This window comes from Brevibacterium epidermidis NBRC 14811 (assembly GCF_001570805.1).
GTDB classification, from domain to species: domain Bacteria; phylum Actinomycetota; class Actinomycetes; order Actinomycetales; family Brevibacteriaceae; genus Brevibacterium; species Brevibacterium epidermidis.
In genome coordinates this window covers 238,539-253,646 of sequence record NZ_BCSJ01000003.1, presented here as the reverse complement: position 1 = coordinate 253,646, position 15,108 = coordinate 238,539, and the positions used below count along the sequence as shown (strand labels likewise).

13 protein-coding genes, 1 tRNA gene and 1 pseudogene are annotated in these 15,108 nt (G+C 61.6%); 9 read left to right on the top strand and 6 right to left on the bottom strand.

What is annotated here, in order from left to right; translation table 11 throughout:
* Nucleotides 1–230: 230 nt before the first annotated feature.
* The 5 genes from BEP01S_RS02830 (at nt 231) to BEP01S_RS02810 (ending at nt 6,746) form a co-directional block, all read left to right on the top strand.
* The gene (locus tag BEP01S_RS02830; RefSeq protein WP_157070517.1) at nt 231–1,679 is read left to right on the top strand and encodes an MDR family MFS transporter; all 1,449 of its coding nucleotides are present in this window, start codon (nt 231–233) and stop codon (nt 1,677–1,679) included.
* Between the two features lie 125 nt (nt 1,680–1,804).
* Entirely contained in the window at nt 1,805–4,348 is a 2,544-nt protein-coding gene (locus tag BEP01S_RS02825) for an excinuclease ABC subunit UvrA (protein ID WP_062240386.1), read from the top strand.
* Nucleotides 4,349–4,506: 158 nt separating this feature from the next.
* Nucleotides 4,507–5,904 carry a calcium:cation antiporter family protein gene (locus BEP01S_RS02820; RefSeq protein ID WP_083532480.1) on the top strand — a complete coding sequence of 466 codons (1,398 nt, stop codon included), beginning with the start codon at nt 4,507–4,509 and terminating at the stop codon, nt 5,902–5,904.
* 10 nt (nt 5,905–5,914) lie between these two features.
* Nucleotides 5,915–6,589, top strand: a complete 675-nt coding sequence (locus tag BEP01S_RS02815) for a metal-dependent transcriptional regulator (protein ID WP_157070497.1) — start codon at nt 5,915–5,917, stop codon at nt 6,587–6,589.
* Between the two features lie 81 nt (nt 6,590–6,670).
* A tRNA-Ala gene (locus BEP01S_RS02810) sits at nt 6,671–6,746 on the top strand.
* Between the two features lie 8 nt (nt 6,747–6,754).
* Here the strand turns inward: BEP01S_RS02810 and BEP01S_RS02805 are convergent.
* From BEP01S_RS02805 to BEP01S_RS02795, 3 genes and pseudogenes are all read right to left on the bottom strand, one after another.
* Nucleotides 6,755–7,480, bottom strand: a pseudogene (locus tag BEP01S_RS02805) (amino acid ABC transporter ATP-binding protein).
* Nucleotides 7,480–8,145, bottom strand: coding sequence for an amino acid ABC transporter permease (locus tag BEP01S_RS02800; protein WP_062240379.1), 666 nt, complete (start codon nt 8,143–8,145; stop codon nt 7,480–7,482). The pseudogene BEP01S_RS02805 and the gene BEP01S_RS02800 overlap by 1 nt, the downstream one beginning before the upstream one ends.
* A 75-nt stretch (nt 8,146–8,220) precedes the next feature.
* Complete coding sequence (locus BEP01S_RS02795) at nt 8,221–9,018, bottom strand: transporter substrate-binding domain-containing protein (protein ID WP_218004317.1); 798 nt, start codon at nt 9,016–9,018, stop codon at nt 8,221–8,223.
* 427 nt (nt 9,019–9,445) lie between these two features.
* Here BEP01S_RS02795 and BEP01S_RS02790 point away from each other — a divergent pair, with 427 nt between their 5' ends.
* Entirely contained in the window at nt 9,446–9,925 is a 480-nt protein-coding gene (locus BEP01S_RS02790; protein ID WP_135447381.1) for a MarR family winged helix-turn-helix transcriptional regulator, read from the top strand.
* Here BEP01S_RS02790 and BEP01S_RS16515 read toward each other — a convergent pair.
* Nucleotides 9,902–10,513, bottom strand: a complete 612-nt coding sequence (locus BEP01S_RS16515) for a TetR/AcrR family transcriptional regulator (RefSeq protein WP_083532478.1) — start codon at nt 10,511–10,513, stop codon at nt 9,902–9,904. The genes BEP01S_RS02790 and BEP01S_RS16515 overlap by 24 nt on opposite strands.
* A complete protein-coding gene (locus BEP01S_RS02785; RefSeq protein WP_062240373.1) occupies nt 10,510–11,280 on the bottom strand; it encodes an alpha/beta fold hydrolase in 771 nt (256 codons plus the stop codon). Before BEP01S_RS02785 ends, BEP01S_RS16515 begins: the two co-directional genes overlap by 4 nt.
* 143 nt (nt 11,281–11,423) lie before the next feature.
* Here BEP01S_RS02785 and wrbA point away from each other — a divergent pair, with 143 nt between their 5' ends.
* Genes wrbA through BEP01S_RS16510 form a run of 3 tightly spaced genes read left to right on the top strand, consistent with a single transcriptional unit; the run spans nt 11,424 to nt 14,531 of the window.
* Nucleotides 11,424–12,053 carry an NAD(P)H:quinone oxidoreductase gene (gene wrbA / locus BEP01S_RS02780; protein WP_306306250.1) on the top strand — a complete coding sequence of 210 codons (630 nt, stop codon included), beginning with the start codon at nt 11,424–11,426 and terminating at the stop codon, nt 12,051–12,053.
* Complete coding sequence (locus BEP01S_RS02775) at nt 12,050–13,519, top strand: MFS transporter (RefSeq protein WP_062240370.1); 1,470 nt, start codon at nt 12,050–12,052, stop codon at nt 13,517–13,519. The genes wrbA and BEP01S_RS02775 overlap by 4 nt, the downstream gene beginning before the upstream one ends.
* On the top strand, nt 13,512–14,531 hold the full coding sequence (locus BEP01S_RS16510) for a GNAT family N-acetyltransferase (protein WP_083532477.1): 1,020 nt from the start codon (nt 13,512–13,514) through the stop codon (nt 14,529–14,531). Before BEP01S_RS02775 ends, BEP01S_RS16510 begins: the two co-directional genes overlap by 8 nt.
* A gap of 30 nt (nt 14,532–14,561) precedes the next feature.
* Here BEP01S_RS16510 and BEP01S_RS17310 read toward each other — a convergent pair whose 3' ends face one another.
* Nucleotides 14,562–15,035, bottom strand: a complete 474-nt coding sequence (locus BEP01S_RS17310; RefSeq protein ID WP_083532476.1) for a DUF6653 family protein — start codon at nt 15,033–15,035, stop codon at nt 14,562–14,564.
* Nucleotides 15,036–15,108: the final 73 nt, after the last annotated feature.

The following is a 15,108-nucleotide window of genomic DNA, read 5'->3' as shown; positions in this document are numbered from 1 at the left end:
ACGAAGATCGCCGCGATTTCGGGTTCTCCCCACTGTCGGGGAGAAACGGGAATACGTTAGTCTGAGATGCTGTTGACACTTTCGTCTGCGCGTCGATTCGGCATCTGCGTGCGACCTCCGCCCACATCCCGGGCCCCTCAGACACATCCGAACGGAGCACCGTCTTGTCCAGCGACAGCTCACCCGCACACGCGCAGACACAGCATAACGACACCATCGACCCCGCAGGCATGAAGGTCATCTGGCTGCTGCTGGTGGCTGCCTTCGTGGCGATTCTCAATGAGACGACGATGGCCATCGCCATCCCGGAACTCAACAAGTCCCTCGGCATCCCTCCCGAGCAGGGCCAGTGGCTGACCAGCGCCTTCATGCTCACCATGGCCGTCGTCATTCCGACGACCGGCTTCCTCCTGCAGCGATTCACCACGCGCCAGATCTTCCTGGCCGCGATGATGCTGTTCTCTGCGGGCACGCTCATCTGCCTCGTCTCGCAGGGATTCATCCTGCTCCTCATCGGACGGATCGTCCAAGCCGCTGGCACCGGAATCATGATGCCTCTGCTGATGACGACGATGATGAATGTGGTCCCTGCGCACTCGCGCGGTCGGATGATGGGCCGAGTCGGCCTCGTCATCTCGCTGGCCCCGGCCATCGGACCGACGATGTCGGGCATCGTGCTCGATTCGCTCGGCTGGCGCTGGCTCTTCGGCATCATCCTGCCGATCGCGCTCATCGCTCTGTCACTCGGTGCGAGGTGGATGACCAACCTCGGTGAGTCGACGCACGCCCCGATCGACGTCATCTCCATCATCCTGTCCGTGTTCGCCTTCGGCGGCATCGTCTACGGCCTCAGCCAGTTCGGCGGCGGTCACGGCGGTGAGTCCGGCGGCGGGTCCACAACCGCACTGGCATGGGCGACGATCGGCGGCGGACTGGTCTTCCTCGCCCTCTTCGTGTGGCGCCAGCTCGTCCTGCAGAAGGACGATCGCGCCCTGCTCGACCTCCGTGTGTTCAATTCGCGCAACTACGTCTTCTCGGTCATCATCATGGCGGTCGTCGCCCTGTCGATGTTCGGCACGTTCTCCCTGCTGCCGCTGTACCTGCAGAGCGTCGTCGGACTCGGCGCCACCCAGTCCGGCCTCGTCCTCCTGCCGGGTTCGGTGATGATGGGCCTGCTCGGACCGGTGATGGGTCGAATCTACGACGCCCGAGGCCCCAAGACGCTGCTCGTACCGGGCACGATCATGATCGCGTCCTCGATGTTCGCGTATTCGACGGCCGGCGTGGGAACGCCGATCTGGCTGCTCATCATCGTCCAGATCGTCATGTCGCTGGGCCTGGCCGCATCGTTCACTCCGCTGTTCTCCGCCTCTCTGGGATCGCTGGAGCGCCACCTGTACTCGCATGGTTCGGCCGCGCTGAACACCCTGCAGCAGGTAGCAGGTGCAGCCGGAACCGCACTGCTCATCTCGATCTACTCCGCGGCCCTGCACACCGGCCAGGCGGAGGGCAAGTCGATCCCCGAGGCGGGCGCTCCCGGTGGCCATGCCGCGTTCCTGCTGGCGACGGTCATCGCGATCGTCCCCATCGTCCTTGCATTCTTCATCCGCAAGCCCGAGGACCAGGAGGACTACCCCGCCGAGGTGGTCGAACCGAGCGCCGGCGCACCCACCGAATGACGGTCGACCCCTCGACAGCGGCCGGATGATGCGCACCGAACCCCTCGATCCGGTTCTCCCGGAACGAGGGGTTCTGCGCTCGGCCGCCTCGGCGATCCGAAGCCCGTTTTTGGTACCGTGACCACATGACCTCCTCCGCGTCCTCGGACCCCACGTCCTCACCCGAGATCCAACCGGACGTGCGGGTCCGCGGGGCCAGGGAACACAACCTGCGCAACGTCGACCTGAGCGTGCCCAGGGACGCACTCGTCGTGTTCACCGGGGTGTCCGGATCGGGTAAGTCCTCCCTGGCCTTCGGTACTCTGTATGCCGAGTCCCAACGCCGGTACCTCGAATCCGTCGCCCCCTACGCCCGCAGGCTCATCGACCAGGCCGGGGTCCCGGACGTGGATTCGATCACGGGAATGCCGCCGGCCGTGGCCCTGCAGCAGCAGCGCGGCGGACGCAGCGCCCGATCGAGCGTCGGCAGCATCACAACCGTGTCCAGCCTCGTGCGCATGCTCTACTCCCGGGCCGGCCAGTATCCGGAAGGGGAGCCGATGCTGTTGGCCGAGGAGTTCTCGACGAACACCGTCGAAGGCGCCTGCCCCGAATGCCACGGGATCGGCCGCGTCTTCGACGTCCCAGAAGAGAAGATGGTCCCGGATCCGACGCTGACGATCCGGGAGCGCGCGATCGCCTCCTGGCCGAAGGCCTGGCACGGCCACCAGCTGCGTGATGTGCTCGTGGCCCTCGGCTACGACGTCGACGTCCCCTGGCAGGACCTGCCGCGCGAACACCGTGACTGGATCCTCTTCACCGAGGAGACCCCGCACCTTCCCGTCCACTCCCGGCTAACCCTGACCGAGGCGCGCGAAGCGATCGCTGCCGGTGCCGAACCGACCTATTCGGGGACGTTCGTCGGTGCCAGGAAGTATGTGCTCGACACGTTCGCGAACACGAAGAGCGCCGGGATGAAGCGGCGGGTGGCTGAGTTCCTCAGCGTCGAGACCTGCCCGGTCTGCCACGGTAAGAAACTCAAACCCGAAGCCCTGTCCGTGACGATCGCCGGGCTCGACATCGCCGCATTCTCCGCCCTGCCGCTGCACGAACTCATGACCGTGCTCGAAACCGAGGTCGCCTCGGCGAAGGCGGCGATGGACACGGGCGAGGAATCCGGTGGTGCGTTCGTCCGCCTCGGCGAGGGACTCATCGACCGCTTGAGGCCCATCAGCGACCTCGGGCTCGGGTACCTCTCGCTCGATCGGACCACTCCGACGCTGTCGGGCGGGGAGCTGCAGCGACTGCGGTTGGCCACGCAGCTGACCTCCGACCTCTTCGGGGTCGTCTACGTGCTCGACGAGCCCTCCGCCGGCCTCCACCCGCAGGACGTCGACGCACTCATGGGCATCCTCGACGGGTTGAAGGCACGCGGCAACAGTCTCTTCGTCGTCGAACACTCCGTCGACATCATGCGTCACGCCGACTGGCTCGTCGACATCGGACCCGGCGCCGGCGAACGCGGTGGCAAGGTCCTCTACAGCGGCCCCTCCGCCGGTCTCGCGAAGGTCGAGGAGTCAGTGACGCGCGAGTATGTCTTCGGCGATCGCGGTCTCGAGCGCCACACCCCGCGCGAACCACAGGGGTGGCTGCGTGTGGACGACGTCCGCCGCAACAACCTCGCCGATGTCAGCATCGAGGTGCCCCTGGGCGCGCTCACCGCAGTCACCGGTGTCTCGGGTTCGGGGAAGTCCAGCCTGGTCAGCCAGGCACTGCCCGTGCTTGTCGGCGACCGCCTCGGTGCCGGCACCGAGGCGATCGAACCCGCAGCCGAAGCCGATGACCTGCTGCTCGTCGACGAATCCGAGGAGCTGGCAGGAACCGTCACCGGCGACCTCACGGGCATCCGTCGGGTCCTAAGCATCGACCAGAAACCCATCGGCCGCACCCCGCGCTCGAACGTTGCGACCTACACGGGTCTGTTCGATCATGTGCGCCGACGCTTCGCCGAGACCCCCGAAGCCAGGGAGCGCGGGTACAAGCCCGGCAGGTTCTCCTTCAACGTCGCCGGCGGACGCTGCCCGACCTGCGAAGGAGAAGGCTCCGTCATGGTCGAGCTGCTCTTCCTGCCCTCGGTCTACACCGAATGCCCGGACTGCCACGGCACCCGCTTCCAGTCGAGCACGCTCGAGATCCTGTGGCGCGGACGCAACATCGCCGAGATCTTAGGGATGAGCGTCGAAGAGGCCCACGAGTTCTTCACCGGAGAGTTCGACATCGTTCGCTCGCTCACCGCGCTCATCGACGTGGGCCTCGGCTATCTGCGGCTCGGCCAGCCCGCCACCGAACTCTCCGGAGGTGAGGCACAGCGGGTCAAACTCGCCAGCGAACTCCAACGCTCCCAGCGCGGCGACACCCTCTACGTCCTCGACGAACCGACCTCGGGGCTGCACTGTGCTGATGCCGACCGCCTCGTCGCTCACCTGCAGTCACTCGTCGATGCCGGCAACACCGTCATCATGGTCGAACTCGATATGCGCGTCGTGGCAGTCGCCGATCATGTCATCGAACTCGGTCCCGGTGCCGGCAGCGCCGGCGGACAGGTCGTGGCCACAGGCTCACCGTCTGATGTCGCCGCCGCCGGTCGGGGCCCCTCGGCGAAATATCTCGCCGCAGCAGTGCAGCAATGATGTCGCGAAGCCGGTGATCTGCGGCACACGTCCTCATCCCGGTAGGCCGTCCGATCGGCGGACTCACGCGGATCGCGCGGGCCGCTGCGATTGTTGGAGGCATCTAAGTCTCAGTTGTCCGTAGACACACCCGATTTGCGGGGTGAAGTCTGGAAGACATGCCCACCGCAATCCTTCGCCGCATCGTGCTCTGCCTGTTCATCGCCGCACTCGCCGTGGTGCTGCGCATCACCGGCACCGAGGTGGCCCCGGTCCTCGATCTGATCGCCTTCGGAGCCGCGATCGTCGCTGCCGCCTTCCTGCTGGCATGGGCCGCCGAGGCGGCGCAGAAGGACATCTCGGGAGCCCTGGCGATCGCCCTCCTGGCACTCATCGCCGTCCTCCCCGAATACGCTGTGGACCTCTACTATGCGTTCCGATCCGGATCCGATCCCGACTACCTGCATTTCGCGGCCGCGAACATGACCGGGTCGAACCGACTGCTGCTCGGCTTCGGGTGGCCGCTCGTTGTCATCATCGCCCTCCTCGTCGCCCGACGGACTACGAAGCGCCGGACGAAGGGCACCACCGGCACGGCCGAGCGCACCACCGGCACACAGGTCGAGGGAAAGGCTCCCCGGCCGCGCTCACCGCGTTCGCTGCGCCTCGACTCGGGAGCGCGGATGGACATCGGGTTCCTCGTCATCCTCGGCGCGCTCGCGTTCGCGATCCCCCTCATGGGCGCCATCCCCGTCTGGTTCGGGATCGGCCTCATCCTCATCTTCGCCGCCTATCTGTGGCGGGCAGGACAGTCGGCCGGTGACGAGGAAGAGGAGTTCGTCGGAGCGGCCGCGCTCATCGCGGAAATGCCGAAGTCGGCCCGACGAATCACCGTCATCTCGCTGTTCGTCGTCTCCGCCGCGATCATTCTGCTCAGTGCCGAACCCTTCGCCGAGGCGCTCGTCGCCTCGGGGCAGAGCCTCGGCATCGACAGCTACTTCCTCGTCCAGTGGCTCGCCCCGTTGGCCTCCGAGGCGCCCGAGTTCATCATCGCCGCGATGTTCGCCCTCCGCGGGATGGGGGCGGCCGCGATCGGCACGCTCATCGCCTCGAAGGTCAACCAATGGAGTCTGCTCGTCGGATCCCTGCCGATCGCTCACCTCGCCGGTGGCGGTGGTCTGGGGCTGCCCTTGGACGGACGGCAGATCGAGGAGTTCACGCTCACGGCCACGCAGACCATCCTCGGCGTCGCGATCATCCTTGCCCTCCGCTTCCACTGGGCACCGGCGCTCGGGCTGGCGGCTCTGTTCGGGGTGCAGTTCTTCGTCACTGATACGTCCGGACGCTATGTGCTCTCCGCGACCCAGGCGGGACTGGCGATCGTCTTCCTCATCCTCCATCGCCGCGACATCCTGCCCACCCTCGCCGCTCCCTTCCGCCGATCCGATCCGGACACGGATGATCCCCAGCCCGCCGAGGCGGCCCCCACCGACCCCGCGACCACTGACCCCACTGACGCTGGCACCGGTGTCGCCACTGCCCCTGCCACCGCCGATCGCGCGGAGACCCGCGCGTAGAATGACGATCATGCCGCGCCCTGCAGTGACCCGGATGGTCGAGGACTATGTCACCCTCATCTGGAAGGCCTACGAATGGCCGGGCGGTCGCCCCGGCACGACCGACATCGCCGAACAGTTGGGTGTGACCGCCTCGACGGTGTCGGCGAACCTCAAGAAGCTCGCCCGTGACGGGTACATCGACTATGAGCCCTACGGACAGATCACCCTGACCGATGCGGGTCGGCAGATCGCCGTGGAGACCGTCAGGCGCCACCGTATCCTCGAGACCTACCTCGTCGACGCCTTGGGACTGACCTGGGACCAGGTCCACGATGAGGCCGACCAGCTCGAACATGCAGTGTCCGATCTCGTGCTCGAGGCGATGAATGCCGCTCTCGGTCATCCGGATCGGGATCCGCACGGCGACCCGATCCCCGATGTGCACGGCCACACGGTGTCTGTTCCGAGTCTCCGGCTGCAGGAGGCCTCTCCGGGCGTCGAGGTCGCGGTGGCCCGAGTATCCGACCGTTCCCCGGAGCTGCTGCGCTACCTCACCGACCGTGGGATCATCATCGGCACCCGGCTGACGGTCACGGCGATCAGCTCAGCGGCTTCATCGATCACCGTGAACATCGACGGCGAGGGCATCGAGCTCGCCCTCGACGCCGCCGAGGCGATCCGCGTCGAACCCGTCGTCGGCTGAGGTTCAGGGGGCGGTTCGTCGGCTCGAGCCGAAGCATTGCCGTGCGGGGGCCGATGCGAGTAAAATCGGCGCATACACTTCGGGGGTATGGCGCAATTGGTAGCGCATCTGCTTTGCAAGCAGAGGGTTAGGGGTTCGAGTCCCCTTACCTCCACCATCCGCCTTTCACAGCACCTTGTTGAGGAACGACTTCGTGCGCTCTGACTGCGGGGCGCGGAAGATCTGATCCGGCGTTCCCTCTTCGACGATGAGCCCGTCGTCCATGAACAGCACGCGATCTGCTACCTCGCTCGCGAAGCCCATCTCATGGGTGACGACGACCATTGTCATCCCCTCCTCGGCGAGCTGCTTCATCACAGCGAGGACTTCTCCGACGAGTTCGGGGTCGAGCGCACTAGTCGGTTCGTCGAAGAGCATCATCTTCGGTTCCATCGCCAGCGCTCGAGCGATCGCCACGCGCTACTGCTGTCCTCCGGAGAGCTGCGCCGGATAGGCTTCAGCCTTTTCTCCGAGACCGACCTTGTCCAGCAGCTTCAGGCCCCGCTCGCGCACCGCCTGCTCGCTGAGGCCACGCACTTTCCGAGGTGCCAAGGAGATGTTCTCGAGCACGCTCATGTGGGGAAACAGATTGAACTGCTGAAAGACCATGCCGATCTCCGTGCGCACATCATTGATTTTCGTATTCTTGTCGGTCAGGCTCTTGCCGTCGATGACGACCTCACCGCTCGTGATCTCCTCAAGCATGTTGAGACATCGCAGGAACGTCGATTTGCCGGAGCCTCTGGGCCCGATGACGCAGACGACCTCCTGAGGTTCGACCTCGCAGTCGATGCCCTTGAGCACCTCGTTGTCGCCGAAGGATTTGTGCAGATCGGATACGCGGATGATCATCAGTGAGTCAGCCTCTTCTCCATGATGTTGAGGACCTTTGACAGTGTCAGAGTGATGACCAAGTAGAAGATCGCTACCGTCGTATAGATCTCGACGGCGTTGAAGTGGTTGGATGCGACGAGGCGGCCCTGGAAGATGAGCTCGGGGACGAGGATGACCGACAGCAGCGAGGTGTCCTTGATGCTGATGATGAACTGGTTGCCCAACGGCGGAATCATCCGCTTGAACGCCTGCGGCCAGATGACATAGCGCATCGTCAGGTGCTGAGAGAGCCCCAGAGACCGGCCGGCCTCCATCTGCCCCTTCTCCACCGACTGCACCGCACCGCGGACGATCTCGGCGATGTAGGCACCGGAGTTCAGGCCGATGACGACGATGCCGGCGGTCAGCGATGGGATGTTGAAGCCGATGATGAGCGGCAGGGCGAAGTAGATCCAGATCGCCTGCACCAGCACCGGAGTGCCGCGTAGCAGCTCGATATAGGCCGTCGAGATCCCGTAGACGATCTTGCTGCGGGAGATGCGGCCGAGGCCGAAGATCGCTCCGAGGACGAAGCCGATGACGAGCCCGACGACGGAGACGAGCAGCGTGTAGTAAAGCCCCTGCAGCAGTGCGGGGATGTAGTCGATGACTCCGAGCCAGTTGAATTGGGCTAAGCGGGACATATCTTCCTTCCACAGGACTGCGGGCACGGGATGGCTCCCCTGCCCGCAGTCCGCTGTGCTCTCACAACTGAGGTGTCAGTCTTCGGCCGGCGGCTCTTCGCCGAACCACTCCTTGTACATCTCCGCGTACGTGCCGTTCTCCTTGATGGTGGCCAGGGCTTCGTTGACGGCTTTGACGAGGTTCGGGTTGTCCTTCGAGATCGCGATGCCGTAGTCCTGAGCCTCGAGCAGGTCGCCGACCATCTTGAGCTTGTCCTCACCTTCGGTGCGGATGTAGTAGGCGACGTTCGGCTGATCGTAGAGGACCGCGTCGGCGCTGCCGGATTCGACTGCGAGGTAGGCCTGGTCGAGCTGTTCGTAGGTCTTCGCCTCCGCGCCCTCGATATTGTCTTCGATGTAGGCGGCACTCGTCGATCCGAGGCGGGTGGCCACAGTCTTGCCGTCGAGGTCGTCGATGCTCTTGATGTCCTCATTGTCGGTGGGCACGCCGAGGATCAGACCGGATTTGTAGTAGGGGTCGGAGAAGTCGATCGTCTGCTTGCGCTCGTCGGTGATGCTGATGCCGGCGACGGCGAGGTCGAAGGAACCGGTCTGCAGGCCGGGGATGATGCCGTCGAAGTTCGTCACTTCCTGTTTGAGTTCGAACCCGGCTTCGTCGGCGACGGCCGTGATGAGGTCGATGTCGAAGCCGACGTACTTGCCGTCTTCCTTGAATTCGAAGGGAACGAAGGAGGTGTCTGTGGCGTAGGTATACGAGTTTTCGAGCGCTGCGTCCTCGTCGCCGCCGACGGAGGAACAGGCCGAGAGCCCGGCTGTCAGGGCCAGTTGTGCATGCGGATGAGGTGCTCGTTGGTGAAGGCCTGGAACGCCCACTGAGCGTTCTCGCGGTGGTGACCTTCTTCCCGAACTCCTGCCCTTCTCGAGGCTATCGGTCCACACCGAGGACATGAGACCGTCGACTAATGAACCGTTCCGGTGAAGTGAACTGATCGCAGAAGACCTGAGGTTTCCGGCAAGTCAAAGCTCCTCGAAGGTGGCACTGGAATCCTCGAACAACCGGGCATGAAGTCGAGCAATGGGGAACAGATCAGAAATTGTTACGACGAGCTTGGACTCTACGACCAGACGAACTCCGGTCGGTCGACGGGGCAATCGAGGGCCGCGCCCCGTCTGCTGAACATCGAGCTTGTGCGAAGTATCAATGCTCAACGGCTACTGCTCAAATGTCTTCCTCCCAGCTTCAGAAGGCTTCAGGATCCGCGTGACACGAGATATCGAAGTTTAGGAGGATAATGACCTTGTGCACGATTCCCGAAGAGACGCAAACCTTTCCGATGTTATGCGAGCAGTTGGTATACTGTATCGCCGCGCGACGCGCACGTTTGACCAGGACCAAAGCAGCTTGCCAGTCGGCACCCGCTCAGTGCTTGAGCTGCTTGCCCTCACGGCTCCACAGACGGTCCCCCGCATCGCAAAGACGTTGTTGCTCAGTCGCCAATTCGTGCAACGTAGTGTCGACTATGGCGTCGATCAAGGATTCCTAGAGTTTCAGGAAAATCCGGCTCATCGCCGGTCGAGATTGGTTTCCGTCACCGTTGAAGGGCGGACCACAATTGAGGGCGTATTGCGTCGTGAACAGGAGCACTTTGCTGACGCCAGAGACCAGTTGACCGAGGACGAGATCTCGACCTGTCTGCATGTACTCAACATCATTCGGGACCAGACAGACTGGCGTCCTGCGACCGAAGGCGGAGGACTAGCTGGCAATGAGTTCGCGTGACCCGAGCGTGAAGAACCAAGTTCGCCATTCGTCGAGAGACCAGCCGCATTCAATGACGAGTGGGCCGAACGAGGCGACGCTTGCACATGCGTAGAGCAGGTCGGCGACGCGTTGCGGATGAGCCTCGGCCCTAGCTCCGGGCAGCTTCAACAATCGTTCAGCAAGGGTTAGGCTGAATCGACTGCGTTGCTCGTGCAATTCTTTCAACAGCAACGCCACGTCGGGATCTGCCGCTGCTGATTGTATAACGAAATAGATTGAAGAAACCTTCTCAGTTGCCTCTGCGACGTGGCTGGAAGCCATTCGCCACGCCTCTTCGACTGACGACATCTGTTCAATGTTCCGTGCCCATTCCCGGTCGAGGAGGGGACGCACGTCACCACCGCCAATTGCAAAATCATGAGCAGCTTTGAGGACTCCGACTTTCGACGTATACGCGGAGTAGATCGTCTGCACGCTGACGTCCGCCTGAGACGCGATATTCGTGATCGTAGTTGCGACATACCCCTCATTGACGAATAACGTGCATGCAGCTGCAGCAATGCGTCGCCGAGCCTGTTCATCTCGCGGCCTCCCTCGTCCCCTCACTGTTTTGACCTCAGCAGGCGCTGGACCTCAGTTCCGAGGAATTTGGGGTCCTCGACATGGGCGAGGTGTCCGTGACCCTTGAGCACGGTGACTTCAGCAGACGGGATGGCTGCGGAGACACGTTCGAAAGCAGGACCGTATGGCAGAACTCCCTGAGAATGTTCTCCGACAAGGAGGGACGCGTCGATCGCACTCCAGCCTACCGTCGGTGAGAAGCTGTTCAGCGCCTCCAGTTCTGACGCCAGTGGTCCAGCCAGGTCGCGAAGATGAGCCCAAGCCGGGGTATCACGCATCGCAGCAACTTCGTTTGCCGGTACGTTTGAGATGTCCCGATTGACGATGGTGACTCGTTCGTCTAGGTTGGCAGCGGCAAGTGCTGGAACTGCCTCTCCGGCGAAGGGCGGTAGGACCGGATCGTAGGCGATAACGGAAGTGACGCGACTATCTTGAGCGGCGGCTTCTAAGGCAATTGTGCCGCCCAGGCTCCAACCCACCAGAATGACCTCTCCCTGGACTTCGTCGATCCATGCACGCAAGTCGTCGACTTCGGTGGGGAGGTCGTAATCTGTCCCCTGAGGTCCGCTATCCCCGCGGCCGCGACGGTTGACGATCAGCAGGGGACTACGGTCGTCCATCGCTTCTGCAACCGGGACGAAATCGGCTGCGTCGGCCATTGCCCCGGGAACGATGATGATTCCAGGTCCGTTGCCGAAGCGCCAGAGCGCGTGCAACTGCACGCCGCCCGAGCAGATGAACCGTGACTCCATTTCTCACACATGCCTTCCTAGGCCTCTGAACTATTTTCTAGAATCATAGTACATGAAATCAATGCCAGAAGTGCACTCAAGTGAATTCTCCTGTTGACCTCGCGAGACGTTCGAGTTACTTTGATAGAACGAAATTCCAGAAAATGATTGGATTAATAATGACACGATTCGCAGTCATCTACTATTCGTCGACAGGTTCAGTGCACGATTTGGCTGAGGCATATGCTGCTGGTGCAGAGGAAGCTGGAGCTGAAGTTCGACTTCGGCGAGTGGCTGAGCTCGTCCCACATGAGATAGTCGAAGCCAACGAAGCGTGGCGGGACCACCTTGAAGTAACCGCGGATATTCCGACCGCCGACATCAAGGATCTGATCTGGGCGGATGGCTTCGCGCTCGGGACTCCGACCCGGTTCGGTCAGCCAGCGTCACAGCTCAAGCAATTCATTGATTCCGCGAGCGCCGCGTGGAGCGCTGGGCATCTCGCGGGCAAACCAGCTTCGGGATTCACGAGTGCCCACGAACGCCACGGTGGGCACGAGGCGACACTGCTGGCCCTGTACCACACGTTTTGTCACTGGGGGTCGATTATCGTGCCGACAGGTTATGAGAACTACGACGTTGCGCACGCTGCCGGCGGTAACCCTTACGGTGTCAGCAGTATTGGCAGTGAGGGAGCTCCCGGATTGGCGGTGCTCGAGCAGGCTCGGTATCAGGGTCACCGGCTTGCAATGTTGGCCCGTACGATGAAAGATTCCAGAGTCGAGGCAGCATGAGTGCCGTGACGGGTACTTTGCCCACGGAGTCCGAGTCGAGTAGGCCAGCCAACAAGCGTCGTTGGTGGGCTCTCGGTCTTCTCACCGGTGCGAACCTGCAGGCCTTCTCAGCTGTCACCATAATGAACGTGGCACTTCCGCAAACCCAAACTCAACTGGGGATGACCGCTGGTTCTGCTCAAGCTGTCGTCACCGTCTATTCTTTGACTTTCGGTACGCTAATCCTGGTCGGCGGACGGATTGCTGATGCTTTGGGTCTCCGCAGGTGTCTCATTGGTGGACTGGTCGCGTTCGCGCTGTTCTCGCTGTTAGGTGGATTAGCAGCACAACCGGCGATCCTTTTGGTGTCACGCACGCTGCAGGGCGGAGCTGCTGCCTTCATCGCTGCAACGGCGATTCCACTGATGTCGGTGCTCTTCCCGGTCGGTCGGGGTCGTAACATTGCCTTCGGCACGCTAGGGATCGTTATGGGCATTGGCACGGCGGGGTCATTCGTATTCGGTGGCGTGATGGCCGACCTGCTGACTTGGCGGTGGAGTTTACTCATCAATGTACCGCTGGCCCTCCTCACTACCGCCGGGATCTTCATGATGATCCCGAAAGACAAGAGCAAATCGAACGTGCGTTTCGATCTCTTGGGAGCTGTTCTCGTGAGCGTATCGCTTGGAATGCTGGTTTTCGCCCTGGACCGAGCGAGCATTTTGGGCTGGCAACATCTCGGCACTCAGGCGCTGCTGGCCGGGGGCGTCGTAGGTATTGCGCTTTTCGTCGTTTCACTTCGTTTCGCAGAACAGCAACTGATACCGACACACCTCGTACATAACGGGGTGCGAGCAGCTGGCTACGTTGCTGCCTTCTTTGCAGGAATAGCGATGTTCGCGGGAATGTTCGTCCTGACTTCATTCATGCAGAGCGCTTGGGACGTTTCTTCAGTGCGGATGGGGCTTGCGTTCCTGCCGTTTGCGGCCGGTGCGGTCATCGTGACAGCAACTTTGCCTCGTATCCGTTCGTATATTGGGGCCCGACCTGTACTGGCGGGAGGTCTGCTGATCGCCGCCGGCGGTTTGGCCAGTCTGGGATCTCTCACTCCCACATCGGGTTATATCGGAGGAGTTCTGCCCGCTATGTTGTTGTTGGGAGCTGGCGGGACCGTCGTAATGATCACTGCCGGGGACGTTGCAACTGCTGGGGCGGGAGACGACTCCGGCATCGCGGGCGCTCTCGTGAATTCAAGTCAACAGATAGGTGCAGCACTCGGAACCGCGACGGTCGGAGCTGTGATCCATTCGGTAACGAAGGGGTCAGAAGTCGGCGACTCCGAAGTAACTGTTGCTACGGTAGCTGGTTATGCCCAAGGCGGACTTCTGGGTGCCGCCATTGTGGCCGCAGCTGCGATCGCAGTCTTTGTCATTCGAAACTGGCGCCTTTCACAGCGCCGTGACGGAAGAAGAAAGAATCATGCCTGAAATTCACGTTCTTGAAACAGATGTTCTCATCCACGCACCCTCAGCACGGGTTTGGGCGTTGATGCACGATCCTCGGCGATTACCTGAGTGGAGTCCTCAAGTGCGCTCGACGACTCTTCTCGATGGTGCCGAGGAGATCGCTGTTGGTGTCAGATTTGTGAACGATAATGCCCAAAGTGGACTGTCTTGGACAACGCATTGCGAGGTCGTACGATATTTGCCCGGCACCGAGCTAGCTTTCCGCGTTGATGAGAACTGGCTCATCTGGTCGTTCACGCTCAAAGCTGATGGCGCAGGGAAAACGCGGGTCATCCAGCGTCGAGAGGCTCCTGAGGGAATCTCTGATTACGCACACGGGCTGACAGAGAAATACATGGGCGGAACCATTGCATTTAACCAGACAATGTTCGAGGGTATGAGCCAGACATTGCTGAGGATGAAAGAGGCCTGCGAAAGCGGAATTGAGAAGACCAGCATTCCCGAACTACGTACTGAGCGATTGTGTCTCGATCTTCCCAAAACGGAGGACTCCGTACAGATCCTGGAAATTGCAGGTAACCCGCGCACTGTGGAACATAACCCTTCGGATCTTCTGACTGGTATTCCTGATGCCGAAGCGCTCGTCAATCGCTGGATCCGACATTGGGAGTTCTATGGCTACGGCTATTGGTGTGTGCGCGAGAAAGACCAGTCACGAATTGTGGGGTATTGCGGGGTCAAGAACATGACTGTCCAAGGGCACAGTGTACTGAATCTTATCTGTCGCCTTCGCCCTGAGGTGTGGGGCCGCGGGTATGGGACTGAGGCGACACAAACCGTTCTTGACTGGGCGCAGCGAACTCATCCCAACAGGACGCTTCTCGCTCGTATTCGCCCAAAGAACAGCGCCTCTCGCAAAGTTGCTCTCAAGGCTGGGCTTATGCGTGACCCAATTCTTGACGAGGATGGAGAAGACGGACTCGACCTGAGCTTCAGTACTCGGCGAAACTCGAGCGGAAGCACCTACGCGTGATCTCTGCAGCAGACCGTTGCTAGCCAAGTATTATCGGGTCGAATGGCCAGCGTACTGAGCTTTAGCGTAGAAATCTGCCATTAGTTTCCAGAATACAAGAGTCAGTGTCATTTGAATGGCAGTAGCCGGAAGAGCTTGGTATGCCGACCTTCTCCGGGCGCCAACGATCGACACCACCATTGCCGCAGTAGACAAAACGTTGATAGCCGAAGCCTTGTCACAGCGGAGACGTTCGCTCCAGAGTTCTTCACCCAACATGGCTCGTGTCGACCATGCGTTTTCATTGCGGGGACTCCGGAAAACAATTGGATTCAGCAACATCCACGCGGTGACTGCTGCGCCTGACCACGTGCTACGTTTCCAGATGGGCAGAACAATGAGCGGGGTAGATGCCCAGCGTGACCACGCGCTGAGTGGATTCGAGTGCCGAGCAAATACCCAACGTTTAAGCTGGGCTGAACCGGTGCTCAAGGTTTCAGACTGGCGGTATCTGCGGGTGTCCATAGATTCTCAATGCTCCTGAGCACTTGGCGATTCTCCTGGCAGCGATGCCAGGACGGTGGTGCTGCCTGCTGAT

Coding starts and splice junctions, on each gene's coding strand:
- BEP01S_RS02830 (WP_157070517.1), top strand. CDS start 231: ATGAAGGTCATCTGGCTGCTGCTGGTGGCTGCCTTCGTGGCGATTCTC.
- BEP01S_RS02825 (WP_062240386.1), top strand. CDS start 1,805: ATGACCTCCTCCGCGTCCTCGGACCCCACGTCCTCACCCGAGATCCAA.
- BEP01S_RS02820 (WP_083532480.1), top strand. CDS start 4,507: ATGCCCACCGCAATCCTTCGCCGCATCGTGCTCTGCCTGTTCATCGCC.
- BEP01S_RS02815 (WP_157070497.1), top strand. CDS start 5,915: ATGCCGCGCCCTGCAGTGACCCGGATGGTCGAGGACTATGTCACCCTC.
- BEP01S_RS02800 (WP_062240379.1), bottom strand. CDS start 8,145: ATGTCCCGCTTAGCCCAATTCAACTGGCTCGGAGTCATCGACTACATC.
- BEP01S_RS02785 (WP_062240373.1), bottom strand. CDS start 11,280: ATGGAGTCACGGTTCATCTGCTCGGGCGGCGTGCAGTTGCACGCGCTC.
- wrbA (WP_306306250.1), top strand. CDS start 11,424: ATGATTGGATTAATAATGACACGATTCGCAGTCATCTACTATTCGTCG.
- BEP01S_RS02775 (WP_062240370.1), top strand. CDS start 12,050: ATGAGTGCCGTGACGGGTACTTTGCCCACGGAGTCCGAGTCGAGTAGG.
- BEP01S_RS16510 (WP_083532477.1), top strand. CDS start 13,512: ATGCCTGAAATTCACGTTCTTGAAACAGATGTTCTCATCCACGCACCC.
- BEP01S_RS17310 (WP_083532476.1), bottom strand. CDS start 15,035: ATGGACACCCGCAGATACCGCCAGTCTGAAACCTTGAGCACCGGTTCA.